At 63.6% G+C, this 26,133-nt stretch carries 20 protein-coding genes; 7 read left to right on the top strand and 13 right to left on the bottom strand.

What is annotated here, in order from left to right; all coding sequences use genetic code 11:
- The first annotated feature begins 4 nt into the window (after positions 1-4).
- Positions 5-829 (top strand): nucleoside-binding protein, encoded by an 825-nt coding sequence (locus U9R80_RS12430; protein WP_442964972.1) that lies wholly within the window; start codon positions 5-7, stop codon positions 827-829.
- Between the two features lie 38 nt (positions 830-867).
- On the opposite strand, the gene U9R80_RS12425 is transcribed toward U9R80_RS12430, so the two are convergent.
- From U9R80_RS12425 to U9R80_RS12400, 6 genes are all read right to left on the bottom strand, one after another.
- The gene (locus U9R80_RS12425) at positions 868-3,288 is read right to left on the bottom strand and encodes a TonB-dependent siderophore receptor (protein ID WP_301842296.1); all 2,421 of its coding nucleotides are present in this window, start codon (positions 3,286-3,288) and stop codon (positions 868-870) included.
- A gap of 116 nt (positions 3,289-3,404) precedes the next feature.
- Entirely contained in the window at positions 3,405-4,325 is a 921-nt protein-coding gene (locus U9R80_RS12420; protein ID WP_301842295.1) for a FecR domain-containing protein, read from the bottom strand.
- On the bottom strand, positions 4,322-4,837 hold the full coding sequence (locus U9R80_RS12415) for a sigma-70 family RNA polymerase sigma factor (protein ID WP_301842294.1): 516 nt from the start codon (positions 4,835-4,837) through the stop codon (positions 4,322-4,324). The genes U9R80_RS12420 and U9R80_RS12415 overlap by 4 nt, the downstream gene beginning before the upstream one ends.
- Positions 4,838-4,979: 142 nt before the next feature.
- A complete protein-coding gene (locus U9R80_RS12410) occupies positions 4,980-6,098 on the bottom strand; it encodes a CaiB/BaiF CoA transferase family protein (protein WP_301842293.1) in 1,119 nt (372 codons plus the stop codon).
- Positions 6,099-6,952: 854 nt separating this feature from the next.
- Complete coding sequence (locus U9R80_RS12405) at positions 6,953-7,264, bottom strand: DUF202 domain-containing protein (RefSeq protein ID WP_301842292.1); 312 nt, start codon at positions 7,262-7,264, stop codon at positions 6,953-6,955.
- Positions 7,261-7,641, bottom strand: a complete 381-nt coding sequence (locus U9R80_RS12400) for a YidH family protein (RefSeq protein WP_301842291.1) — start codon at positions 7,639-7,641, stop codon at positions 7,261-7,263. Before U9R80_RS12400 ends, U9R80_RS12405 begins: the two co-directional genes overlap by 4 nt.
- A 180-nt stretch (positions 7,642-7,821) precedes the next feature.
- Between U9R80_RS12400 and U9R80_RS12395 the strand changes: the two genes are divergently transcribed.
- A complete protein-coding gene (locus U9R80_RS12395; protein WP_301842289.1) occupies positions 7,822-8,763 on the top strand; it encodes a LysR family transcriptional regulator in 942 nt (313 codons plus the stop codon).
- Here U9R80_RS12395 and U9R80_RS12390 read toward each other — a convergent pair.
- The 4 genes from U9R80_RS12390 to U9R80_RS12375 all read right to left on the bottom strand — a co-directional run bounded on the left by U9R80_RS12390 (position 8,739) and on the right by U9R80_RS12375 (position 13,875).
- Positions 8,739-10,055 carry an MFS transporter gene (locus tag U9R80_RS12390; RefSeq protein ID WP_301842288.1) on the bottom strand — a complete coding sequence of 439 codons (1,317 nt, stop codon included), beginning with the start codon at positions 10,053-10,055 and terminating at the stop codon, positions 8,739-8,741. The two genes, U9R80_RS12395 and U9R80_RS12390, sit on opposite strands and share 25 nt — an antisense overlap.
- 67 nt (positions 10,056-10,122) lie before the next feature.
- On the bottom strand, positions 10,123-11,286 hold the full coding sequence (locus tag U9R80_RS12385) for an acyl-CoA dehydrogenase family protein (protein ID WP_301842287.1): 1,164 nt from the start codon (positions 11,284-11,286) through the stop codon (positions 10,123-10,125).
- A gap of 20 nt (positions 11,287-11,306) precedes the next feature.
- Positions 11,307-12,854 carry an AMP-binding protein gene (locus U9R80_RS12380; protein ID WP_301842285.1) on the bottom strand — a complete coding sequence of 516 codons (1,548 nt, stop codon included), beginning with the start codon at positions 12,852-12,854 and terminating at the stop codon, positions 11,307-11,309.
- A gap of 109 nt (positions 12,855-12,963) precedes the next feature.
- A complete protein-coding gene (locus U9R80_RS12375) occupies positions 12,964-13,875 on the bottom strand; it encodes a LysR family transcriptional regulator (RefSeq protein ID WP_301842284.1) in 912 nt (303 codons plus the stop codon).
- Between the two features lie 152 nt (positions 13,876-14,027).
- Between U9R80_RS12375 and U9R80_RS12370 the strand changes: the two genes are divergently transcribed.
- The 5 genes from U9R80_RS12370 to U9R80_RS12350 all read left to right on the top strand — a co-directional run bounded on the left by U9R80_RS12370 (position 14,028) and on the right by U9R80_RS12350 (position 22,263).
- A complete protein-coding gene (locus U9R80_RS12370; protein WP_301842283.1) occupies positions 14,028-15,368 on the top strand; it encodes a serine hydrolase domain-containing protein in 1,341 nt (446 codons plus the stop codon).
- 120 nt (positions 15,369-15,488) lie between these two features.
- On the top strand, positions 15,489-17,354 hold the full coding sequence (locus U9R80_RS12365) for a DUF1302 domain-containing protein (RefSeq protein ID WP_301842282.1): 1,866 nt from the start codon (positions 15,489-15,491) through the stop codon (positions 17,352-17,354).
- A gap of 14 nt (positions 17,355-17,368) precedes the next feature.
- Complete coding sequence (locus tag U9R80_RS12360) at positions 17,369-18,718, top strand: DUF1329 domain-containing protein (RefSeq protein ID WP_301842281.1); 1,350 nt, start codon at positions 17,369-17,371, stop codon at positions 18,716-18,718.
- Between the two features lie 63 nt (positions 18,719-18,781).
- Positions 18,782-19,882: a WD40/YVTN/BNR-like repeat-containing protein gene (locus tag U9R80_RS12355; RefSeq protein ID WP_301842280.1), complete on the top strand. Its 1,101-nt coding sequence runs from the start codon at positions 18,782-18,784 to the stop codon at positions 19,880-19,882.
- A complete protein-coding gene (locus U9R80_RS12350; protein WP_301842279.1) occupies positions 19,879-22,263 on the top strand; it encodes an efflux RND transporter permease subunit in 2,385 nt (794 codons plus the stop codon). The genes U9R80_RS12355 and U9R80_RS12350 overlap by 4 nt, the downstream gene beginning before the upstream one ends.
- Positions 22,264-22,371: 108 nt before the next feature.
- Here U9R80_RS12350 and U9R80_RS12345 read toward each other — a convergent pair whose 3' ends face one another.
- From U9R80_RS12345 to U9R80_RS12335, 3 genes are all read right to left on the bottom strand, one after another.
- The gene (locus U9R80_RS12345; RefSeq protein WP_301842278.1) at positions 22,372-23,691 is read right to left on the bottom strand and encodes an OprD family porin; all 1,320 of its coding nucleotides are present in this window, start codon (positions 23,689-23,691) and stop codon (positions 22,372-22,374) included.
- Between the two features lie 122 nt (positions 23,692-23,813).
- Complete coding sequence (locus tag U9R80_RS12340) at positions 23,814-24,770, bottom strand: LysR substrate-binding domain-containing protein (RefSeq protein ID WP_301842277.1); 957 nt, start codon at positions 24,768-24,770, stop codon at positions 23,814-23,816.
- Positions 24,771-24,794: 24 nt separating this feature from the next.
- On the bottom strand, positions 24,795-26,126 hold the full coding sequence (locus U9R80_RS12335; protein WP_301842276.1) for an NAD(P)/FAD-dependent oxidoreductase: 1,332 nt from the start codon (positions 26,124-26,126) through the stop codon (positions 24,795-24,797).
- Between the last annotated feature and the right edge of the window lie 7 nt (positions 26,127-26,133).

Raw genomic sequence — 26,133 nt, 5'->3', positions numbered from 1 at the left:
ATACATTCTACTCAGCGCCGCCGTTTCCGCAGCCCTGCTCTACCAGCAACCCGCTCAGGCGTTCGAGTGGGTCAACAACAGCGTGGGCTTTCGTTATGGCAAACAGTTCACCAACCCCAACAATCCCCACTACATCAGCAAAAGGGTCTTTACCTTCACCCACGCCGACGGCTACCGGTACGGCAGCAACTTTCTCAATATCGACGTATTGCTATCGGACAGCAATGATCCACGCAAGGGCACCGACCATGGCAGCAGTGAAGTGTATGCCGTTTACCGCAATCAGTTGTTTGCTTCGCGCGTGCTGGATATTCCCAAGGGTGACGGCCTGATCAAGGACTACGCCTTGACCCTGGGCTTCGACGCCAACCGTAACAACAACCTCGGCTCGTCCAACAAACGCGCCGTGGTTGTCGGGCCGACGCTGAAATTCAACAGCGTCGGGGTTCTGGACCTCAGCCTGATGTATTACCGCGAGCATAACCAGAGTGGCATTCCGGGCGTGCGCGACAAGGAACTGACGTTCGACGGCACCTATGCCCTGAACCTGACCTGGCTCAGGCCGTTCCAGGTCGGCACGCACAATGCCAAGTTCCAGGGCACGCTCAATCACATCGGCGAAAAGGGCAAGGACTACAACGACCGGGACACCGCAGCCGAAACCCTGTTGCGAAGCTCGTTGCTGTTCGCCCTGCGTCCTGGAGAGAAGACCAAACCCAATCTCTGGCTGGGGGTGGGTTATGAGTATTGGCACAACAAGTTTGGTGTCGACGGCGGTCGTGGCAGTCGGACATCTACGCCCACCTTCAATATGGAGATCAGTTTCTAGGGTTGAACGCGGTGCGGCGATGCCGCACCGCGTTCACGTTAGAAGTCATAGCGCATCGTCAGGTTGGCATTACGCGGCGCCCCGTAGTGGCCGTAACTGCCGGCCATGCCGGAGTAGTACTTCTCGTCGAAGATATTGTCGAGGTTCAGGGTAGCCGCGAGGTGGTCGTTGATCTGGTAACGCGCCATCAGGCTGGCGACGGCGTAGTCATCCTGGGTAATGCGCGTGCTATAGCGGCTGAAGTACACCGACGACTTGGAGTTCCAGTTCACACCGGCGCCCGCGGTCAGCTTCTCCCACTCGCCAGGCAAGCGGTAGGTGGTCCAGAAGCGGAAGGTGTCCATGGGCAGTTGAGTGGTCAGGCGAACACCGTCAGCGTTTTCGGTGCGGGTGTGGCTGTAGCCGGTCTGGATGTTCCAGCCGGGTGCAACCTCGCCGGCCAGTTCCAGGTCGATGCCTTTGGTTTCGGCGCCATCTTCGGCACGGGAGGCAGGGTCGTTGGTGCCCGGCACATTGGCGTCCGGATCATCCACGGCCAGGTTGTCACGTTTGATCCAGTACAGCGCGGCATTGGCATTCAGGCGGCCCTCGAAGAACTCGCCTTTCCAGCCCAGTTCATAGTTGGTACCCACCTCCGGGTCCAGTACCTTGCCGGTCCTGTCGCGGGCATTCTGCGGCCTGAAGATATCGGTGTAACTGACATACACCGACTGCGCAGGGGTGAGGTCGTAGATCAGGCCGGCGTAGGGCGTGACCACGCCGGTTTCCTTCATGTCGTACGGAATGATCAACTCGTCAGGGTCACCGAAGTCATACCCCCTCAAGTAGTAGTCATAGCGGTAGTCCGATACCCGCGCGCCCAGGATCAGGTGAAGCTGGTCGGTGAAGTTGAAGCGGCTGGCGGTGAAGTAGCCTTGTTGGCGGACCTTGGTGTCGAAATCCAGCCCGCCCGTGAACGGCGCGTTGATGATCTCGTTGTCCCAGGTGGTGTAATTGAAATCGACGTCGCCCGAATACGCCACGTGATCGTTGTGGTAATCGCCATAGTTGTAGCCGACGACCAGATCGTGGGAACGGCCGAACAACGCGAAAGGCCCTCTGAGGTTGATATCCACGCCTTTCTGGACCTGATCGACCTTGGCTTTGTCGTGGGAGCCTTGCGCCTCGCCAGTCGCCTGGTCAATGAAGGACCGGCCGGTCTGGCTACCGTAGGTGGTGTTGTCCAGGTCGCGCTTGATCTTCATGTAGTTGCCCACCACGCGCAGTTCCCAGTCATGGGCGAGCATCTGCTCCAGCGTCGCGGTGTAGTTGGTGGTGTCGAACTTTTCATGGCCCCAGCGCGCGCCCGAGCTTGTCGAACGGGAGAAATCCGTCGGCTGCCCATTGGTGTAGAGCAGCGGTACACCGGGCGAGCCCGTGGCTTTGTATTTCTGATTGTCGATACCAAAACGCAGCAGCGTGGTATCGCTCAGGTCACCTTCCACGACGCCATAGAGAATTTCACGGTCCTGGGTGTACCAGTCCATGAACGAGTCATTGTCCTGCTTGGCGGCTACCCAGCGGCCGCGGATCGTCTTCTGCTCATTCAGCGGGCCAGAGAGGTCGACCTCTGCGCGGTAGTTGTCCCAGGAGCCCGCACTGCCCTGCACGTAGGATTTGAATTCACGCGTCGGCTTTTTGCGAACGAGGTTGACCACGCCACTGGGCTCGCCTGCTCCGGTCATCAGGCCGGTTGCGCCACGCACGATCTCGACGTGGTCATACAGCGCCATGTCCAGCAAGGTGCTGGGCATGTTGCGGGTGACGTTTTCCTGGACCGTGGTGACGCCGTCGAACTGATAGGTGTTGATGGCGTTGCCACGGGCATAGATGTTGAAGCGCTCGCCGCCATCCTGGGTCATGGTGATGCCCGGTGTGCTTTTCAGCACATCGGTCATGCTCGCCAAGTGCTGATCGTCCATGCGCTGACGGGTCACCACTGTGATGGTTTGCGGCGTCTCACGGATCGACAGGTTCATCTTGGTCGCCGTGCTGGTCACGCCGGTGGTGTAGCTGCCGGTGCCTTCGGTGGTCCCCCCCAGGCCTGTGGAGTCGATGCTGGTCGCCCCCAGTTCAACGGCATCGCCGGTGTGCGCCGGGCTCAGCACATAGCGCTTTTCTCCCGCCTGCTGCACCCGCAGCCCACTGCCCTGCAGCAACGCGGCAAAGCCCTGCTCCAGCTCGAAGCTGCCCCGCAGCCCGGATGACTGCAGCCCGGCGGTTTCTTCGCTGCTGAAGCTGATGGTCACGCCGCTGGCGGCGGCGAACTGGCTGATCGCGGCGGCCAGGCTGCCGGCCGGGATATCGTAGTGCTGCGGTGCGGCCCAGGCGGTTGAAGTCGCCAGTGCAGCGCTGCAAAGGCTCAACGCCAGGGTCGCCTGGCGAATGCTGCGGGCGAGTGGAGAACGGCGTGCAGACATGAAACGGGGCTCCTGTTCGGGTTGTCTTGAGCGCGTCCGATGCGCGCGTTCTCAAGAGCCGAAACAGCGAAAGAAATCTGTCACCCCCAAATGCGAAAAAATCGCGATTGGGCACCTTACCCCAGGCTGCGGGGTTCCAAACGCACCCAATAGCGCGTCATACGCCGTGCGCGGATCGGCAGGGAGTCCTCCAGGCTGGCCAGGGCGGCGTCGGTGTCGTCGAGGTTGAAGGCGCCGGACAGGCGCAGCCCGGTGACCTGCTCGGCGCAACCGAGATAACCGGGGCGATAGCGCGCCAGCTCGTTGACCACATCGCCCAGGCGCCAGTCGACGCTGACCAGCATGCCGCGGGTCCAGGCCTGGGCATCGACGGCCAGCGGCCGCAGCGGCCCCAGGTTGTCGGCGCTGAAGCTCAGGCGCTGACCGGCGTCGATGCGCACCCCCTGGGCCGATCGGTTCGGTCGCACCTCCACCGCATGGGCGACCACCGCCACATGACTCACGCCGGCGTCCTGACGCACGCTGAACAGGGTGCCGAGGGCAAGGATGTCGCCTTCAGGACTGCGCACGCTGAGGGGTCGCGGGTCTTTGGCGGTTTCCACCAGGATCTCGCCCTGGCGCAGGTGGATCAGGCGCTGGCCGGCGTCGAAGCGGATATCGACGCGGGTGTCGGTGTTGAGGTCCAGCCGCGTGCCGTCGGCCAGGGTCAATTGTCGCCGCTCGCCGACCCCTGTGGCGTATTCGGCGCTCCACGGCGAGACGCGATAGCCCTGCCAACCGACCACGCCGACGCCGAGCAACAGCGCCAACGTCTTCACCGCATTGCGCCGATCCCGCCGCGCGTTTTCCAGCGTCAGCGCCGCCCCGCTGGGGGCGTTGCCCAGACGCCGCTGCAGCTGTTCCAGGCGCACCCAGGCTTCGGCATGGCGAACGTCGGCCGCGCACCAGGCCTGCCAGGCCGCGCGGGTGGCATCATCGACGCGGCTGTCGTGCAGGCGCACGTACCAGTCCACCGCCTCGGCAAGAATGACCTTCATACGTCCTCGAGCAGCAAGCAATGCATCAGCGCACGCGCCAGGTGCTTGCGCACGGTGGTCACCGAAACGCCAACCCGCTCGGCAGCTTTCTCGTAGCTCAGGCCATCGAGCTGCACAGCGAGGAAGATAGCCCGCGTGCGGGGGCCGAGGCCGTCGAGCATGCGGTCGATGGTCAGCAGCGTATCGAGGATCGCAGCACGGGTTTCGGCAGAGGGCGCATAGTGTTCCGGCTGCAGCGCCAGGGCTTCGAGGTAAGCGCTTTCCAGGCTGCGGCGTCGATACAGGTCGATGACCAGACCACGAGCGATGGTTGCCAGGTAGTGACGCGGCTCCTTGAGCGTGCCCGCAGTGCGCGCCAGCAGCACGCGGATGAAGGTGTCCTGGGCCAGGTCCGCCGCATCCGCGGAATTGTTCAGGCGCTGGCGCAACCAGACACGCAGCCAGCCGCTGTGCTCGCGGTACAACGTTTCCAGGCCCATGCACGCAGCCGTGTCGGGAACTACCGTGGACATCCCGCCCCCCTGAAAGATGATCAGTTGCAAATAAGAATTTTTCGCAAGTCTAATCAGTGAGGGCGCGATTGGGAATGGTGAGGTGAGAATGGGTTGTTCCTGGCACCGCTCGCTCTCCCCTCCGTCCTGGGTGCCCGGGCCCTTACAGGCCCGCCTTGAAAGCAGCCACGTCATACTCACCCAAGGCTGGGACCGTGCTGTCGCTTTCCGGCAGCCCCCGGGAGAACTTCACCGGAAACCCGACGCTGATCGTCCGTTCGTTCGGCAATGGCCGCACCGTGCCCCGCGCCTGTACATGGGGATCGTCGAACAGCTCACTGGCGCTGAGCAGCGGTGAGAACGGCAGGTCGAGCCCCGCGAAAGCCTCGGCCCATTGCGCCAGTGTGCGGCTGAGGAAGATGCCTTTGAGCAGCCCATTGACCTCCTGCTTGCAGCCAAGGCGACCCATGCGGTTGGCAAAGCGCTTGTCCCTGAGCGGCGCAAACTCGTCACCCAGCGCATCACACAGGGTCTCCCAGAATTTGTTCTCGAGAATGCCCATCGCCAGGTAGCGACCGTCCCGCGTCTGGAAGATATCGTTTTCAGGCATCACCGTCGGTGAGGCGACGGGATTGTCTTCAAAGCCACGGGACAGCCAGGCCATGTGCGCGGTCCAGGACAGAATCGAGTCGTGCACCGAGACGTCCAGGTGCTGGCCGACCCCTTGCTGGCGCGCACTCATGATCGCCACCGACAGCGACAAGGCGGCGTAGGCCGAGGCGGCATAGTCCGACAGCCGCACTTTGGGCCGGGCGACCTTGTCTTCGACCTGCACCGGGATTGACCAGTAGCCGGCCATCGCCAGGTAATTGAGGTCATGCCCGGCATGGGTCGCATAGGGGCCGGTCTGGCCAAAGCCGGAAATCGAACAGAGGACAATGGCCGGGTTAACCCTGGCCAATTCCTCGTACCCCAGCCCCAGGCGCTGCATCACGCCAGGGCGAAAGCCCTCGACCACGGCGTCGCAATCGCGGACCAGCGCGAGGAACGCGGCTTTATCGTCCGGGTCCTTGAGGTTCAGGGCAATCGACCGCTTGCCACGGTTGAACTGGGCAAACACTGCATTACCGAGCATGCGCGAGCTGTCGCCCGTACCCGGTTGCTCGACCTTGATCACGTCCGCCCCCAACTGCAACAGCAGTGAGGTGGCATGGGGGCCAGGCAGCAGTTGGCTGACATCGATGATCTTTACATCGTTGAGGCAGGACCATGCGGGTTTCATGTTGTTGCTCCTGACAAAAGGGATCTTCACGGTTTTATGCGTTTGATGTTGTTTGTGGCTTTGTGGCTTTGAGTGCTGTGGGTTTATCCATTTGCCAAGGCGGCGCCGAGTCACCTTTGCGCCCTTACGGCGCCTTACTTTTTTTCAGTCGAAAAAAAAGTAAGCAAAAAATTCTCGCCCCACCAGGGGCCCTACGCTTCGCTCCGGGTCCCCTCACTACGGCGTCGCTACGGGGCATTGCGAGCTACGATTTGCAAGCAACTCTACGCTTCGCAACTTCGGCCACGGCCGAAGGCGCTTCGCGCTAGCCCCTCCACGACACCTCCGTTCGGCCCTTCTGGTTAACGGGGCCGGTGGATCAAGATCAAGAGCACAATTCGCTGCGCTCTTGCTTTTGGACCATGGTGAGTCAGTAAGCACCGCTCTTTTGCTTTTGCTCTTTTGCTTTTGCTCTTTTGCTTTTGCTCTTTTGCTTTTGATCTACCTGCCCCGTTAACCAGAAGGGCCGAACGGAGGTGTCGTGGAGGGGTGAGTGCGGAGCACCTTCGGCGATAGCCGAAGTCGCGAGACGTAGAGTTGCTTGCAACTCGTAGGCCGCGATACCCCGTAGCGACACCGGAGAGAGGGGACCCGGAGCGGAGCGTAGGGCCCCTGGTGGGGCGAGACCTTTGTGTTCCTTTGGGGCGTTTGCCAAAGGAACCCGCCGTAAGGGCGGAAGGGGCCAGTGGCGTCACCCTCCAAAATGGATAAGTTCACCGTCACCATCACCGTCACCGTCACCGTCACCGTCACCATCCAAGCCAAACTTCCCCGACAATCCACGAAGAACCGAGAAAAGGCCCGCCCAAGAACGTTCAGGCGTGCATCAAAACGGCAATCAGCGTCAGCACCGCCAGCAGCGCAGTGCTCAAGCACAGCATCAACAGCGGCCCCGGGTTGCAGGTCGGGCCCTGCCCGGCCATGCCCAGGCGCGACCGCCGATAGCAGCGACCCTGCTCGAGCACGATCAGCAGCGCCTGCAACCCGGCCAGGATGATGACGCCGACGCTCAGTACCGGGTGGTGCTGCAGGCAACGCAAGGCCAGGCAGGCCACCAGCACCAGCAAAATGTGCGTGCGCTTCCATGCCAGCGTGGTGCGCTCCGGCTGCAGGCCGGCATCCGTCACCACGGCCCCCACAGCGTGGCGATCACCCCGCCGACGAGCACCGCGCAGCCCCCCGAAAGCAGCGGAATGAGCGGCGAAACAGGGAGCGGTGCCTGCTGCCTGAGCGCACGCTCGACACTCAGCCAGCGCCAGAAGGCCCCCAGGCTCACCATCAGGCTGAGCCCCAGCAGGCCGAGCACCAGCACCCGTTTCACGTCCGCGCTGAACAGCGCCACGGTGAAGGCCTCCACCGCGATACCGCTGGCGAGCAAGGCCAGTGCCGTGCGGATCCACGCCAGAAAGGTGCGCTCGTTGGCCAGGGTGAAGCGTGGATCGGGCTCCTGCCCATGCCCCAGCATTAACCGGCCGAAGGCACCCGAAGCGGTATTTGGCAGCATATGGAGAACTCCCGAAACTTCAGCGCAAGGCGTTGAAAATCAACACGCTAGCGTTGCAACCAAGACAATAAACAGGTCATATGAAAGCGATGGCGCCATCCTATTGAGCCATCAGGCAATGCACCAATATTGTCTTTCAATACGGGCTATATCACGCCGGCATGGCCGCGGAACTCCACCATGACACTCAAACAACTGCGTTATCTGATCGCCATTGCCGAAGCCGGGAGTTTCTCGTCGGCAGCGCGTCGTGCCTATATCGCCCAGCCGGCCCTCAGCCGGCAGATCAACTTGCTGGAAAGCGAGCTCGAACTTCAGTTGCTTGAGCGCGTTCACGATGGCGTCAACCTCACCGATGCCGGCCGGCGCCTGTACGAAATCGCCCGCTCGGTGATGCAGACCATCGACTCGGTCAAGGATGAGCTGGAGTCGACCAAGGGCAACCCCAAAGGCCGGGTCGCCATTGCCATTCCGGTCACCGCGTCGGCCTTGCTGCTGCCGCTGATCATCACCCGCGCCAACGAGAAATTTCCCGGCATCGAGCTGACCGTTCGCGACGGACTGAGCCAGGAAGGCGGCGAAGCCATCGAACTGGGCAAGGTGGATTTTGGCCTGGTGCCCAACGCCGAAGAGCTCGAGCATGTGCATGTCGAGCCGATCTTCAGCGAAGAACTGTACTGGCTGAGTGTGCAGGCCGCGGCCTGCAGCGACGATAGCATCACCCTGGCCCGGGCCTTGGGCCAGACCCTGGTGATGGCGCCACGGAGCAGTTCGCACCTGCGCCGACGCGTGGAACAAGCCGCCGTTGAAGCCGGACTGGAGCTCAAGGTGCAGTACGAGCAACAGACCGCCCAAGGGGTCAGCAGCCTGGTACGCAGTGGGCTGGCGGCAACCATCGGCAACTGGCCAGCGGTAGAGGACAACCCGCTCCAGCTGGCCCGGCGCATTGTCGAACCCAGCATACGACGTACCCTGTCGATCGCTTACTCGACCCACAGGCCCCTGAGCTTTCCTGCCTCGTGCATCCGCGACCTGGTACGCGCCCTGTTAATTGAAGTGGTGCAGTCAGGGCGCTGGAAAGGTGAACTGATCGAGCGTCAGCAGGAGCCGCAAGAGGAGTGAGGGAGCGGCGCCGCCGTCGGGGTGTTGAGCTGATTGCGCGAGCGCTGCGGGTTCATGGTCAGCAGGCCGATCAGCCCGGCGCTGACCAGCACCGCGCCACAGACCATGAAGCCGTGGGCATAGCCGTCAGCGTTGATTCCTTCGGCGTTCTGCACCAGAAAGCCGGTGATCACCGGTGCCGCCAGCCCCGCCAATGACCCGCAGGCATTACCGATGGCAAGCATGCTGCCACGCTGGCCGCTGGGCACCACTTCGGCAAGCATCGCCGGACCAATCGAGTACATCACCAGCGCCAGGCCGCCGCTCAAGGTCAGACAGGCGATGCGTTCGGCCAGCGACAACCCCGGCAGTACCAGGGCGGCGGCGAGAATGCCACTGAGGATCAGGCACACCGAGACGAACACCCCACGCGCCAGCCGCGACGGCAGGCCCCGGCGCAACAGGCGCTGCGACCACCAGGCCATGATCAGGCTCAACGGCGTGGTCACCAGCACGAACACCACGAACATCCGCCCGGCATTCAGCGAGGCCATGCCCAGGCCCTTCTCCAGATAGGCCGGCACCCAGGTCAGGGTCAACGCCAGCGACCAGTTGGCGGCGAAGTGGCCAAGGTAGTTGCCGATCACGGTCGGGTCGCTGAGCAGGCGCCGGTACGGGATGCGCGCCTGCGCCACGGCAGCTTCGGGCGTGGCCGCGGCAACATTGTCCAACTGCCCTTCCCTGCCCAGCCGGTACCAGGCGACGCACCAGACCAGGCCGATGGCCGCGAGCACGGCGAAGTTGCTGCGCCAACCGTAATGCACGCTCATCCACGGGATCAGCAGGCCGGCCACCAGCAAGCCCATGGCGCTGCCCGAATGCAGCAAGGCCACCGGCAGGCTGCGCTTGTTGTCGGGGAACCACTTGTACAGGGCGTGGGTGGCCACCGGTGAGGCCGGACCTTCGCCGATCCCCAGCAGCACCCGGCAGGCGACGATGGTCCACAACGAGGTGGCAAACAGCATCGGCAGTTGCACCAGGGCCCAGAACAGGCCCATGCCGAGCAACAGGGTGCGGGTCGGCTTGTGATTGGCGAGAAAGCCGCCCAGCACCGCCGAGAGGGAGAACAACCAGTGCAGCGCGCCGCCGATCAGGCCGAACTCTGCAGGACTGAGCTGCAGCTCCGCCATCATCGGCACAGCGACCAGGCCGATGACCACCTTGTCGAGGAAGTTCACCAACATCATCACCGCCAACAGTACCGCGATGGTCCAGGCGGCTTTCGGGCGGTAGCCAGTTTCGATGCCGAGCATGGGATACCTCTGATTATTGTTATAGAAAGAAGTCGCCCGCCATGAAGGCGGGCGCGGGAGCCGGGGCTCAGCCAGGCATGAGAATGCCCTTGGCGATGGTATTGCGCTGGATCTCGCTGGTGCCGGTCAGGATACGCATCATCCGCGTGGCACGGAACATCCACTCCACCGGATTACCGCGAATCAGACCGGCGCCTCCGTGCACCTGCACGGCACGGTCGACGATCCGGAAGGCCGCCTCCGAGGCGTACAGCTTGCACATCGGCGCCTGGGTGCGGATGTCGCCACCGGCATCGTTGAGCGCGGCGGTGGCGTACATCATGCTGCGCGCCGCCAGCAGTTCGGTGGCCATGTCGGCAATCATGTGGTTGACCGCCTGGAACATCGCGATCGGCTTGCCGAACTGGGTGCGAGTGCGGGCATAGTCGATCGACAGGTTCAGGGCCAGGCCGGCCATGCCCAGCATGGTCGGGCAATGCAGCAGCCGGTTGAGGGTGATGCGCCCCATGGCCAGCTTGAAGCCGGCACCTTCGTCACCGATGCGGTTCTCCACCGGCACACGCACCTCCTTGAGCTCGATATTGCCGTGGCTGCCACCGCCGGACATCACCTGGTAGTCCGAGTCGACCTGCACACCCGGGCCCTTGAGGTCGACGAAGAACGCCGAGATACCGGCGGCGCCCTGCCCCGGCCCGGTCACTGCCAGCAACACGGCAAAGTCGGCATAAGGCGCACCGGAGATGTAGCGCTTGGCGCCATTGAGCACATAGTGGTCGCCATCCAGCCGTGCGCTGGTTTTGATCGCGCTGGCATCGGAGCCGGCTTCGGCTTCGGTCAAGGCAAAACACACCGCCTTCTCGGCCCGGCACACCGGCTGCAGGAACTTCTCCACCTGCACCGGGCTTGCCACCTTGAACAGGTGGCCGATGCGTGGCGGGCCGCTCAGTTCGCCCAGCACATGGGGCGCCAGCATCGAGCCGGTCAGAATCGCCGCCTCCTTGACCGCACACAGGTCAACCACGCTCAGGCCCGCACCCCCGAGACTCTCCGGCAGCATGACGTTGTAGAAGCCCAACTCACAGGAGCGCTTCCAGACATCGGCAAGAATCGCCCTGGGGTGCGCTTCCCCCCATTGCAGCTGCTCTTTCTTTTCCAGCGGGATGATTTCATCGCGGATAAAGGCTTGCAGTTGGGCGATGACGCGTTTGGCTTTTTCGCTTGGCTCAATCATTTCGGTTCTGCTCCTGCGCGTCAGATCTTGCGCTGACTGTTTTTCCAGTAACCATCGCGAACCATGCGGCGCACGACCTTACCATTGGGGTTTTTTGGCAGTTCATCGATGAAGTCGACGCTGCGCGGCTTCTTGAAACCGGCCAGGTGCTCGGCGCAATAGGCCATGACCTGGGCCTCATCAAGACGGGCGCCCGGCTTGAGTACCACCACCGCTTTCACCGCCTCGCCCCACTGCTCGTCCGGCACGCCAACCACGGCGGCCTCGAACACCTCCTGCATCTGATAGAGCACTTGTTCGACTTCGGTGGGATAGATGTTGAAGCCGCCGGAAATGATCATTTCCTTCTTGCGATCGACGATGAACACGTAGCCCAGCGCATCGACCGTGGCCAGGTCGCCGGTGAGGTAGTAGCCGTCCTTCATCACTTCGGCGGTCAGCTCCGGCGCTTGCCAGTAGCCCTTCATGATGTCGTCGCCCTTGACCACGATCTCGCCGATTTCGCCGGGCTGGATGTCCTCGAACGCCTCGTTGACCACCCGCAGGTCCGTCTCGAAATAGCAGCGCCCGCAAGACGACAACAAACGCGTATCGCCGCCGCTGACCAGGTGATCCTGCTCGGTCAGCACGGTCACCAGTGAACAGGTTTCGCCGGCACCATAGCCCTGGGCCAGGATCGGCCCGAAGACGTCGATGGCACGCTCCACCAGCGCCGGAGCCATGGGGGCGGCGCCGTACATGACCAGGCGCAGGCTGCTCAGGTCGAAGCGTTCCACGCCCTCGACATTGACCAGGCGATTGACCATCGCCGGCACCAGGAACAAGCGCGTCACCCGCTCCTGCTCGATGGTGCGCAGCAGCAATTCATCGTCGTAGCGTTCGATCAACAGATTGCAGGCTCCCACCGCCAGCAGCGGCATGATCTGCATGCCGCTGGCATGGGTAATGGGGCCGACGTGGGCCATGACATCGTCGGGGCCGGCGCCACGCACCGGGCTGGCGAGACTCTTGCGCACCAGGGCCTTGCGGTTGCCGAAGCTCAGCATCGCCGCCTTGAGCACCCCGGAGCTGCCCGAGGTGTAGTGCAGCACCGCCAGGTCATCGTCGTCGGGATCGCTGTTGAAGGTGCGCTCATCGCCAAGGTCGAGCACTTCGCGGTAAGGAATGTCACCGCCTTCATCAGCCAGCACGATGATCCATTTCAGGTGCGGCAGCGCCTTGCGGTTGGCCGCCAGGGCCTGGGCCGGCGCACTGCCGGTGATCACCGCCTCACTGCGCGAATCGTTGAGCACGCGAACGATTTCTTCTGGCGACAGGCGTGCATTGATCGGCACCTTGACCATCGCCGCCTTGTAGAACGCCACCTCCGCCTCGACCAGCTCGACGCGGTTCATCGCCAGGATCGCCACATGGGCGCCGGGCGCCAGGCCCAGTTTCAGCAAGCCCGAGGCCAGGCGGTTGGTGCGGGCTTCGAGCTGCGCGTACGTCAGGCGCTGGCGGCTGTCGACAACCGCCTCGTTATGCGGCCAGTAACGCGCACTTCGGCTCAGTATCTTTCCGAGGTTCACTTTTATTCTCCGAAGTAGAACGGGGTGCGCCGATCTTACAAGTGGAGAAAAAAAGCCCGCCAATACAACTCTTGCACGCCCCCCTATAACAAAATGGGATGGCTCACGCCTACAGCCACTCCTGAAGGTTGCTCTCGCAGGCTTCGTCCTGGAACAGCTCGACCAGGCGTTTGCACACGGGTGACAGGTAGCCACCCGGGCGGGTAACCAGGCCGATGCGTCGGCGCAAGTCGACGCCGCCCAGCTCCAGGTTCAGGGGCACAAGCCCCGCGCTTTGGGTCATGCGGCCACAGCGCGACAGGGTGAGCGTCGGCGTGCCGACAATCAGCCCAAACAACGCTTCGCTGCTGAAGTCGGCCTCGATGCGCAGGGCCGGGGGCGCCAGGCCTTGCTTGATGAAGGCGTTGTCCAGCGCCTGGCGAATACGGATATGGCCCTCGGGGAGCAACCACTGTTGATCGTGCAGGTCGCTCAACTGCACGTGTTTCCGGGCCGCCAATGGGTGCTCGGCATCGGCCACCACCGCCAGGCAATCTTCGTACAGCAGCTGGGTATCGAAGTCTTCGGTATCGGCCGAAATCGGCATCACGGCCACGTCGATCTCACCGTTGCGCAGCAGCTCCAGCAGTTCACTGGCCAGGCGCCGGCGCATGCGCAAGCGCGCTGCCGGACGCTCGCGCAGCAAGCGACGGCAACTGGCGACCACCAGCGCATCGGGCAGCGACGGCGTATAGCCCAGGCGCACCCCGCCCTGCTCGCCGCTGCGGATGCTGCGCATCTCGGCCATGGCATCGTCGAAATCCCGGCTCAAACGCCGGGCACGGATCAAAAACTGCTCCCCGGCCTGGGTCAGGCGCATGCCCGTGGACGTCCGCTCGAACAGCATCACCCCCAGTTGCCGTTCGACCCGACGGACTGCTTTGGTCAATGAAGGCTGGGTGATCCCCAGTCGCTCCGCCCCCTTTCCCACCGTTCCACATTGCTGAACCGCAATGATGTATTCCAGATCACGCAAGTCCATGGCATTCCTCCTGGCTATGGATCTATAGCTGATAACGCATTGCGAACAGGTATATCGACATCCCAGACTGAATTCAATGTCAGCTCGCCATTGAGCTGCACCCCAAGGGAACGGCGCATCCCTCAAAGCAGTACCGCCAGGAGATAACAACAATGAGTCGCATCCCCGCTGAACGTGCACCCGTCATTACTGTTTGCAAGCGACTGCTGCCCGCGCTGCTGCTGGGGCTTGTCAGCAGCCAGGCCCTGGCCGCCAGCGACACCAGTGACCCGATCCGCCTGGGTGTGATGCAAGGCTTCCCCCCGGCCGCCGACAAGCGCGTCACCAAACAGAACGCGTTCGAGATGCCCAACCTGCGCTGGGCCCTGCGCAACGCCCGGGCGATCACGCCCACCACCGGTATCCGCCGCGCCCCCAGCCCATTGGCCCTGCCGCAGGGCGACAGCGTCGAACTCGATCGCTTGCACTTCACCGTCGGCGAACAATCGCTGCCGCTGCCCGACTACCTGCGTGCGACCTTCACCGATGGCTTTATCGTCCTGCACCGCGGCAAGGTGGTGTACGAGCGCTACCTCGACTCGTTCGCGCCTGAACAAGCCCATATCTGGGCCTCGATGACCAAGTCGGTGACCGGCCTGCTCGCCGCCGGCCTGATTGCCGAAGGCAAGCTGTCCCCCGACGCCAAGCTGTCCAGCTATGTGCCGGAGCTGGCCGGTACACCGTTCGGCGAAGCCACGCTGCAGCAGAACCTGGACATGCAGGTCGAAGCGGTATACCCGGCCAAGGTGCCGCCCGACATCGGCCTGTTCGCCGCCGCCGGCATCGTCCCGCGTCAGCCGGACATGCCCGACAACATCTACAGCTTTCTGCAGGCCGCAACGCTGCCCGCACAGGCCAGTGCCACCCCGGTCTGGTACTACCAGAACGGCTCCCCCGAAGCAGTGGCCTGGGCCATTCGCCGGGTCACCGGCAAGAGCTGGTCGACCCTGGTGTCGGAGCGCATCTGGTCGCAGTTCGCCGAAGACGACGCCTACAGCCAGGTCGATGCCCTGGGCACCGAAATGGCCAGCGGCGGCATGAGCAGCACCCTGCGCGATGCCGCGCGCTTTGCCGAAGCCATTCGCCTGGCCTTGCACAAGCCCGCCGCCAGTTCCCCCTTTGCGCACGCCGTACACCTGGCACTGCAACCCAACGACAACCAGGCCTTGATTGCCCGCAGCCCCAAGGCCAAGGACCGCGCCGGCTACGCCTACCGCGATTACTGGTACCAGAAGAACGATGGCGATGGCTCGATCGAAGCCAGTGGACGCTTTGGCCAACGCATCTATATCAACCCCAAGCGCGAGCTGGTGATCGTCAAGATGTCTTCGGCACCTGACATGGCGCCACGCGCCACCAGCGCCAGCGCCGCCCCGGCCACCTCGCGCCAGGCGGCGGACACCACGGCCGCGTTCAACAGCATGGTCGCCGCGCTGCTCCCTGCGCTGATGTAGCCGTCTGCCTGACCGGTCCGGCGACCGGTCACCACCCTGCGTTTCGATTCAACAGCACTCGGCCATTGCTGGGCCTCGTGCTGCCGGTACATCCATAACAATAATCAAGAGGCAGCCACCATGAGCTCCCCCCGAGCCCGTCACACAACACACAAACGTCCGTTGGCCACGTTCCTGCTGACACCCTTGGCCTGCGCCCTGTGCAGCTATGCCAGTGCGGGTGAATTCCACTGGGGCGAAGTCAGCGGTCGCTACAACGGCAGCCTGAGCGTCGGCGGCCTGTGGAGTGCCGAAAAGCCCAGCGCCGACAACATCTTCCAGGGCAACGCCGATGCCATCGGTTATGGCCACCCAGGGGAGTTCAACGCCAGCGGCGGACGCACCGGCGACGATGGCCGCCTGAACTTTCGCAAGCGCAACCTGGTGTCCTCACCCATTACCTTGCTTGGCGAGATGGAGCTGAACTGGCGCAACTACGGCGCCTTCATTCGCGGCAAGGCCTGGTACGACTACACCTTGAGCAATCGCGAGGTGGACTTCGGCCATTCCTCCAACGGCTACAAGGCCAACAGCAAACTGGACGACAGCCACTTCGACGAACTGGCCAAGTTCCAGGGCCTGGCCTTGCTCGACGCCTATGTGTTCGGCGACTTCAACATCGCCGATCACCCGCTCAACGCACGGGTCGGCAACCAGGTGATCAACTGGGGCGAAGGCCTGTACTTTCAGAACGGCATCAACGCCATCAACCCGATCGACGTCGCCGCCCTGCGCCGGCCGGGTTCGCAGGTCAAGGAAGCGTTGCTGCCGGTGCCCATGCTGTACGGGAACCTCGGCCTCACCGACAACCTCAACCTGGAGGCGTTCTACCAACTGCAATGGCGCCGCACGGTGCTCGAAGGCTGCGGCACCTACTTCTCGACCAATGACTTCATCCCCGAAGGGTGTTTTGGCGTGCCACGGGGTGGCGCCAATGACCCGGTCAGCTTTGCCAACGACCTGATCATCCAGCGCGCCGGCGACAACGAGCCCTCCAACGCCGGCCAGTTCGGCCTGGCCCTGCGCTACTTTGCCGACCGTATCGATACCGAGTTCGGGGCCTATGCGATGAACATTCATTCGCGCACCCCCTACTCCAGCCTGCTCACCGACCTGCGTCCGGGGCCTGGCGCGGGTTGGCTGCCGGGCCAGCAAGCCACCAACGGTCGTTACTTTGCCGATTTTCCGGAAGACATCCGCATCTTCGGCCTGAGCTTTTCCACGAACCTGTGGGGCACCTCGGTGTTCGGCGAATACAGCTTTCGCCCCAACCAACCCGTGCAACTGGCCACCGGTGACCTGATTCCGGCCTTTGCCGGCAACCCCGGCCAGCTCGGTCAACTGATCGGTGAAGACATCACCCTTGGCCAGGATGCGATCAACGCCACGCCGGGCTCGGCCTACAACGGCTATGACCGCCGCAAGATTTCGCAGCTGTCGCTGGGTGCGATCAAATCCATTCCCCAGGTACTGGGTGCCGACAGCCTCAACCTGATCGGCGAAGTGGGCATGAAGTACATGCACGATCTGCCGGGGCTCGACGAGCGCCGCTATGCCCGTCCCGACACCTATGGCTCGGACCTGTCCGCCGGCAACGCCCGGGGCTGTGCGCTGGGTGTCAGCGAGGCCAAGTACCGCAAGCTCGGCTGTTCCAGCGACGGCTACACCAGCACGTTCTCCTGGGGGTACCGGCTGCGTGCGCAGTTGAACTACCCGGGGCTGGTTGCCGGCGCCAACGTCTCCCCCTTCATCGCCTTTGGCCAGGACATCAAGGGCTGGTCGTACGACGGCGTGTTCTCCGAGGACCGCCTGTTGGGGTCGGTGGGGGCCAAGTTCGATTACCTGCAGAAATATTCTGCAGAGCTGTCCTGGTCCGGTAGCGGCAACACCCCCTTCGCCGCCACCGACAAGGATTTTGTTTCCCTCAGCCTGCGCATGGGTTTCTAAACGTGAGGTCTACCATGAATACCACTCTGCTTCGCGCTGCTGCCCTGGGCAGCTTCCTCAGCCTGGCCAGCCACGCCGCCCTCGCCCAGGTGAGCAGCGCCGACCTGGACCGCCTGGGCCAGGACCTCACCCCCACCGGCGGCGAAAAAGCCGCCAGCGCCGACGGCAGCATCCCCGCCTGGACCGGTGGCCTGACCCAGGCGCCTGCCGGTTTCGCCCCCGGCCAGGGCTATGTCGATCCGTTTGCCAGCGAGAAACCGCTGTACACCGTCACCGCTGCCAACCTCAAGCAGTACGCGGCGCACCTTACCCCGGGCTACCGGGCGATGCTGCAGAAGTACCCGGACTTCAGCATGCCGGTGTATCCCAGCCATCGCACCGCGGCGCTGCCGCAGAGCGAATACGCGCAAATCCGTCAAGAGGCGGCCAGCGTCAGCCTGGCCAACGGCGGCAATGGCCTGACGGGCTACGAGAAGAGCAGTGTGCCCTTCCCCCTTCCCACGTCCGGCGTGGAAGTGCTGTTCAACCACTTCGTGCGCTACCGCACCGGGGGCTATCTGTACTACCCCACCGAGATGGTGGTGCAAAGCAATGGCAGCTTCACCCCGATCCGTCGTGAAGTAAAAGCGGTGATGGCCTCGGCCATGGGTAACCCCGAGCCCAACCGTCTCTACTACTACCTGGGCAAGGTGACCTCGCCGGAAAGCGTCGCCGGTAGCCAGACCCTGATCCACGAACCCATCGACCAGACCGGCGAAGCCCGCCTGGCCTGGACCTACAACCCCGGCCAGCGCCGCGTGCTGCGGGCGCCAGAAGCCGCCTATGACTCACCGCTGGGCACCTCCGACGGCTTGCGCACCTACGACACCATTGATCTGTACAACGGCGCCACGGACAAGTACGACTGGAAGCTGGTGGGCAAGAAAGAAATGCTGGTGCCTTACAACACCTACAAGCTGGCCAGCCGCGCCCTCAAGTACAAGGACATCCTCCAGCCCAACCACCTCAACCAGGACCTGCTGCGCTACGAGATGCACCGTGTCTGGGTCGTTGAAGCCAGCCTGAAACCGGGCGAACGGCATATCTATGCCAAGCGGGTGTTCTACGTCGATGAAGACAGCTGGGGCATCCTGGGCGCCGACCTGTACGACGGCCGTGGCGAGCTGTGGCGGGTTCAGGAGGCGCATAGCCTGCAGCGCTACGACGTGCTCTCGGCCATCCATGTCAGCGAAGTGGTCTACGACCTGCAAGCGCGTCGCTACGTGGCCTACGGCCTGGAAAACGAAGAGCGCAGCACGCGGTTTGGCCTGACCGCCAAACTGGCTGACTTCAGCCCATCGGCCCTGCGTCGTTCGGGACGCTGATGCCACCTGCGCACCATCAGGATGGCCTTGTGGCCATCCTTCTCCGCTTTTGAGATGTGTCCGATGAAGATGCCTACCGTTGTTCGCTACGGCCTAGCCTTGAGCCTCACTTGCCTGCTGTCGCCCACCTTCGCGGCGACGTTACCGGACCGACTGGAACGCCCTGCCCGCCTGACAGCCAAGGCCCAGCATGGGCCGCTGACCGATGCCCAAGCGGTGGCGGGTCGCGTGGTCATGGTCGGCGCCGAGGGTCATATCCTGGTGCGCCAGGCCACCGGCCAGGTCGATCAGGCCAAGGTTCCGGTGGACCTGCTGCTGACTGCCCTGTACTTCGTCGACGATCGGCAGGGATGGGCGGTGGGTCACGACGGGGTGGTGCTGCACAGCGAGGATGGCGGCGCCACCTGGACCAAGCAATTGGACGGCCGAACCCTCAATGCCCTGCTGCTCAAATGGGCCCAGGACGAAGTGGATCACCTGGAGGCGACCCCAGGCGCCGATGAAACGGCGCTGGACAACGCCCGCTTTGCCCTCGATGACATCAGCGCCGGTGCCGACGCCGGCCCCTCGCGCCCATTGCTGGACGTCTGGTTTCGCAGTGCACGCGAAGGCTGGGTGGTCGGCGCCTACGGCACTGTCCTGCATACCACCGATGGCGGTAACACCTGGGCCTATGTCCCAGGCCTGGACAACCCCGACCGCCTGCACCTCAACGCCGTACTGGGACTCGCCAACGGCGACCTGCTGATCGCGGGAGAAGGCGGAAAGCTGTATCGCCGCTCTGCGGGCCAGTGGCAGTCACAGGTGCTGACCCCGGCCTCCCTCTACAACCTGGTGCAGTTGCGCGACGGCCAGGTCCTGGCGATGGGATTCGGTGGCGCGCTGTTTAGCAGCCTGGACGCTGGCCAGCACTGGCGGCCCCTCCCCCTGCCAACCGCCACCAGCCTCTACAACGCTGCGCAGCTGCCCGACAACAGTGTGCTGTTCACCGGCCAGGCCGGGCTGGTGCACAGCACTGACATGCAGCACTTGCAGGTCCTGCAGCCGCGCAACAAGGCCGTGTGGTTGAGTGCGGCGCTGTTGCCCGACGGCTCGCTGGCCCTTGTCGGCAACCGCGGATTGCGCCTGCTCGCGCGCGACGAGTTCAAGGAGTACGTGCAATGAATGCCCAGGCCAAACACCGTCCACAACTGCAGAAAAGTGAAACGCGATTGCTCAATGGCCTGGAGCGGGCCTTGTTCCACAACCGCGTGCCTGTGCTGCTGCTGTTCCTGCTGGCTACGCTGCTGCTGGGGTACAAAGCCTTGTCCCTCAGGGCCGACGCCAGTTTCACGCGGATGATCCCGACCAGCCACCCCTACATCCAGAACTACTTGCGCTTCGAGGAGGTTCTGCGGCCGCAAAGCAATGTGCTGCGCATCATCGTCGAAAACCCCGAAGGCGACATCTTCACCCCGGCATTCCTGGAAACGCTGCGCGAAGTCACCGACAAGGTCTTCTACATACCCGGCGTCGACCGCGGCAAACTCAAGTCGTTGTGGACCCCGAACGCCGTATGGTCCGAGGTGACAACCGACGGTGTGCGCAGCGGTCGGGTGATTCCCGACGGCTATGACGGCAGCGAGCGCGCCCTGGCACAGGTCCGGCAGAACATCCTGCGCGCCAACCTGCTCGGCAGCCTGGTGGCCAACGACCTGCGCTCGACCATCATCCGCGTGCCACTGCTCAATAGCGATCCGCAAAGCGGGCAACCGCTGGACTATGGGGTCTTCAGCCAGGCCCTTGAACAGCAGGTCCGCGAACACTTCGCCGGCAAAGGCGTGACCATCCGCGTCATCGGTTTCGCGCAGATCATCGGCGACCTGCTGGCGGCGGCCAGCAACATTGCCCTGTTTTTTGCCTTCACCGTGGTGCTGATCAGCGCCCTGCTCCTGCTCTATTGCCGCTGCTGGCGCAGCACTGCCGTCACCGTGGCGACCTGCCTGCTCACCGTCGTTTGCCAGTTGGGTATCCTCAGCCTGCTCGGCTATGGCCTGGACCCCTACTCGATCCTGGTCCCGTTCCTGATCTTCGCCATCGGTATCAGCCACGCCGTGCAGAACATCAACCTGATGGTCAGTGAAGCGGCGCAGGGCCATGGCCCCATTGACGCCTCGCGGCGCACCTTCCGGGCGTTGTTCATTCCCGGGACGACCGCGCTGCTGGCCGACGCCGTGGGCTTTATCACCTTGCTGGTCATCGACATCGGCGTGATCAAGCAACTGGCGATCACCGCCAGCATCGGGGTGTTCGTCGCTATCTTCACCAAGATGTTCCTGTTGCCGGTACTGATGTCCTATGTCGGCGTCAGCCCGGCGGCCATCGCCCGCCAGCACGCCCGCGCCAACGCGTCCTGGCCGGTATTCCGGCGCCTGGCGGCAGTGGTCGAACCGCGTCTGGCCATACCGTTGGTGCTTGCCAGCCTGGTACTCCTGACGATCGGCTACCAGGCACGCAAAGACCTGCAGATTGGTGATCTGGACGGCGGCGCACCGGAGTTCCGCCCCGAGGCGCGCTACAACCAGGACAACGCCTACCTGCTCGGTCACTACACCACCAGCACCGATGTCTATGTGGTGATGTTCACCACCCCGGCAGAACAATGCTCGCGCTTTGCCGCCGCCGACCTTGCCCATCAGTTCCAGCGCCACATGCGCGATATCGAAGGTGTGGAGTCGGTGCAGTCGCTGTACGACACCATGCGTTTCAACATCCTCGCCCGCAACGAAGGCAACCCCAAATGGGCGGAGCTATCCCGCGACCAGTACGTGATGAACAATGCCCGTTCCGGCGTGCCCGCCGAACAGCTCAACAGCGACTGCAGCCTGGTGCCCATCAGCCTGTACCTGCGTGACCACAAGGCCCAGACCCTGAGCCGCGTCAGCGCTGCCGTCGAGCAGTTCGACCAGCACCATGGCGGCGGCGACTACAGGCTGCTCCAGGCGGCGGGTAACGCCGGCATCGAAGCGGCCACCAACAACGTCATCCGGCACTCGGAAAAAGTCATGCTGGTGTTGGTGTTTGTGATCATTTCGCTTGTGGTGTTGTGGGAGTTCAAGTCACTGAAAGTGACCTTTGCCCTGATGGCGCCGCTGTACCTGTCGACAGTGTTGTGCGAGGCGGTGATGGCCAAGATGGGCCTGGGCGTGAAAGTCGCCACCTTGCCGGTGATCGCCCTGGGCGTGGGCATTGGCGTCGACTACGGCATCTACCTGTACAGCCGCATGGAAAATTTCCTGTTGCAGGGCATGGACCTGCGCCGCGCCTACTTCGAAGCACTGAAGACGACCGGCACGTCCGTGGCCTTTACCGGCATTACCCTGGCCTTGGGCGTGAGCACCTGGGCGTTCTCGTCGTTGAAATTCCAGGCCGACATGGGCGTGTTGCTGGTACTGCTGTTCGTGTGGAACATGATTGGCGCCCTGGTCCTGATGCCCGCGCTAATTTCCCTGCTGCAAAAACGCAGCCCTCCAGCACGGGAACACGATGAGCTCATCACGCCGTGATCCATTGGACACAAGGGCAATGAGCCGTACGCAGGTTCACTGACAGCAACCCGGTGCCCCTGCGTCCACAGGCCGAACCCGGCCCCTGGCAGCAGGGGCCGTACCCGATCAGAACAGGTCCAGCGGGTACTGAATAATGATCCGCACCTGATCAACGTCACCGTCGGACTGCGCCGCGTTTGCCCGGTGGATCGTCTGCTGCGCAACCAGGGAGAGGTTCTTCGCCGGTCCGCTCTGAATCACGTACTGCAGCTGGAAATCCCTTTCCCAATGCCGCCCGCCACTGCCGAGTTTTGCGTAATAGGCGTAGGCACCCGTCGGATCGACCTTCGCGTTATCGATATGGGAGCCGCGAAGGTAGCGCGTCATGAAGCCCAGCCCAGGCACGCCGAGCGCGGCAAAGTTGAAGTCGTAGCGCAGTTGCCATGAGCGCTCATTGGGCGAGTTGAAGTCCGAGTACAGGACTGAGTTGGCCAGGTAGATGGAGTCTCCGTCCCCCAGGTAGTCGAACGGTTCGTCGCCGTGGATACGTTGATGCGCGAGCATCAGCGAATGCCCGCCGAACAGCACGCGGGCGTAGGCGCTCCAGCTGTCGGTGTCGACCTTGCCTGCCCGGGCAGCCCCTTCGTCACGGGTGCGGTAAAGGTTGGCGCCCACGCTCAGGGAGCGATGATCACCGAGGGCGATGGCCTGGTCCACGCTGATGTAGGTCTGGTTCCAGACATCCTCGAAACGCGCCTGGTAAAGGCTCAGCGACACCCCGTCGGCGACGCTGTAGTCACCGCCCAGGTAACTGGCGGAACGGTAGCGGGTGCCGCCGTACTCGGTGCTCAGGTCGCCGTCGTGGTTGCTGCTGGCCTTGTTGCGCGCCGCGTGCAGATGGCCGCCCTGCAGGGTCAGGTTGTCGATGGCCGTGTTGCGCAGCGAGACGCCGCGAAAGCTCTGCGGCAGCAAGCGTCCGTCGCCGTAGCGGTACACCGGCGTGACCGGAAACAGGTCCCCCGCCTTCAGTTCGGTGTCGAAAGCGCGCAGCTTCAGCGCGCCACCGGCGGCCGAGTAGTCGTCCTCGGCACGGTTGCGGCTGTCCAGCGGCAACAGATTGGTGCCCGAGGTGCCGCCCCCGCTGTCCAGCTTCAACCCCAGCAGCCCGTGGGCGTCAACACCGACGCCCACCGTCCCCTGGCTGTAGCCGGAGCTGAAGAATGCCTGGAAACCTTGCGCCCACTCTTCGCGATAGCTCTGCTGGCGGGCGTTGAACAAACCATCGCCACGACTGCGGAAATCCCGGTTGAAGTAAAAGTTGCGGTTTATCAGTTTCAGCGTGCTGTCTTCGACGAAACCCTGTTCGTCGGCGGCCATCAGGGGCAGGCAGCACAGCATCAGGGCACTTGCGCAGAACGCGCGTGGCATACGGATCGGTTGGGACACGGCGGCGAACCTCTTGTTGTTCTTGTATGAGGAAGCGCCAGTGTTGCCGGGCCGGCCAAGGCCGGACAAACGATCATTTTCAGTGCAGTGCATGCCGGATTTGCATGCAACAACAGGGTCTTTCAGGGCTGGGCGGCCAGCCCGAGAAAGCCGCGGGTGGCCTCGTTGGTGCGCCGGGCGTAGTCGAGGATCCAGTCCTTGAACACCATGTGCGGACGCGAGTCTTCAAGCGCCTTGGCGTAGACCAGGTGCTCGACGTGCCCGGTGTTCACCACGTCCCGCACCGGGCGCAGCAGCGTGCCGTTGGCGAAGTCGGCCAGCGGCGCGACGTAGGCCCACATCAGCACCACCCCCTGCCCGGCAAAGGCCGCCCGGCAGGCGAGGTCGTAATTGGACACCGAGAGGGTGTAGTCGATGCCCCGGGTCTCGCAGCCCGCGCGGCTGAACCAGTCCGGCCAGCCCTTGACCGTGCGCAGGTGCTTGACCTCGAAGTCGATCAGTTTTTCCCGCGACAGGTCTGCAAGGCTGTCGATGCCACGGCCCTTCAGGTAGGCCGGCGTGCAGGCCGGGAAGATCACTTCCTCGAACAGGCCTGTGGAGACGAAGCCGCCCCGCTGCCCCTGGTCATAGAGGATGGTGAAGTCGGTTTCATTGTTCTGGATGGCGGTGTAGTCCTCGCCGTCGCCGGCGATCACCCGGACGCGGATGTCCGGGTGACGGTCCTTGAACTCGGCGATCCCCGGCAGCAGCCAGAAGCTGGCGATCGCCATGCTGGCGCTGATGGTGACGGTCGGGCTGCGGTCGTTCTCGATGGTTTCCACCGTGCGGCGCAACTCCGCCAGGCTGCGTTCGATCCCGCCCAGCAGCGTCCGGCCGGCCTTGGTCAGGTCGAGGGTCTTGTGGGTGCGGGTGAACAGACGCACGCCCATGCTCTCTTCCAGGTGCTTGATCTGCCGGCTCACGGCACTTTGCGAAAGATTCACTTCCTCTGCCGCCTTGGTGAAGCTCATGTGCCTGGCGGCCGCTTCAAAGGCTTCCAGGTTCTGCAGCGGAGGGAGTCGTTTTCGTGAAATGCTCATGGCCGCACCCGTGGGTCTCGCTCGTTAATATTCCTGCCTCCCGACCCAGCGCTCCTTGGCCAGATACGCCTTCACACCGATATCCAGCAAAGGCCTGGGCGGCAACTTGCTGGGCGCGCCCAGTTCCAGCATATCGGCGATCAACGCATTCTCCTCGCCGCACGCCAGATCGGCCAGGGTCATGCCGGCGATGGTCTGCTTGGCGATCCCGACACCGTTGCAGCCCACCGCCGCGAAGACGTTGGGCTCGATCTTGCCCCAGCGCGGCGCACCATTGCGAGTGATGCTGAAAAAACCCATCCAGAAATGTTCCATCGCCACGTCACCCAGCTCGGGAAAGCGCGCCAGGAAAACCGCCTTGTGCTGCTCGCGAATGCGCCCGCGCACACGCTCGTCGACCCGCATGCCCGGGGTGAAATCGAATTGCTGGCGAATCAGCAGGCGGTGATCGCGGGTATAGCGCATGGTCGCGCCGCTGACCGCGTTGGCCGGGGTCACGCCCCATTCCTCGACGTCGCCGATGCGCGCGCGCTGCTGCGCCGTCAGCGGCCGGGTCAGACTGCCATAGGAGGCAACGTTGAACATCTGCCGCTCGAAGCCGGGCAACTGCGAGGCGCTGCCATTGTTGGCGAGGATCAGCTGGCGGGCGCTGACGGCGCCCTGCGCAGTGCTGGCGACAATCGTCCGACCGCGCTCCAGGCGGGTCACCGCGCTGTTCTCGAACAGGGTGACGTTATCGGGCAGTGAGTCCGCCAGCCCGCGGGTCAATGCCGCCGGATTGAGCAGGATGCACCCCGGTGTGTAGATTCCGGCGTGAAAGAACGAGGTGCCCAGGCGCCGCGCCAGTTCCGCCTGTTCCAGCCATGTGTAGGGTTCGCCGAGCGTTTCCAGCTCGTGGGCGTGCTGGCGCAGCAGGGTCTCGGCCAGGTGCGGCGCGGCGGCGCAATGGTATTTGCCCTTCTCGCTCCAGTCGCACTGGATGCCCCGCTCCCTGACGATGCCGTCGAGCCAGGCAATGCCCGCCTTCATCAGGCGCTTGTAGTTGGCCGCCTTTTCCAACTCGGCGGTGGAGCTGCCGACGTTGTGCGGCACGTCGATGGCGAAGCCGGAGTTGCGCCCGGAGGCGTTGTCGCCGGCCTCGCCCGCTTCCAGCACCACAATGCGCTCATTGGGGCGGTTGTGCGCCAGACGCCGGGCCGCGGCGAGCCCGGCGTAGCCGGCGCCGATGATCAGCCAGTCGGCGTCCAGCTGCTGACGCAGCGGCGCGTGGGGACGCCGCGGCGGCAGGATCGCCGACCAGCCATTGGTGTGGTCGTCGTGGGGTCTGAGGGTGATGTCCATCCGAGTCGCTTCCATGGTTGCC

This window comes from Pseudomonas sp. JQ170C (genome assembly GCF_035581345.1).
Lineage (GTDB): Bacteria > Pseudomonadota > Gammaproteobacteria > Pseudomonadales > Pseudomonadaceae > Aquipseudomonas.
The sequence above is the reverse complement of the archived record's forward strand: the minus strand, read 5'-3'. Positions and strand labels throughout refer to the sequence as shown.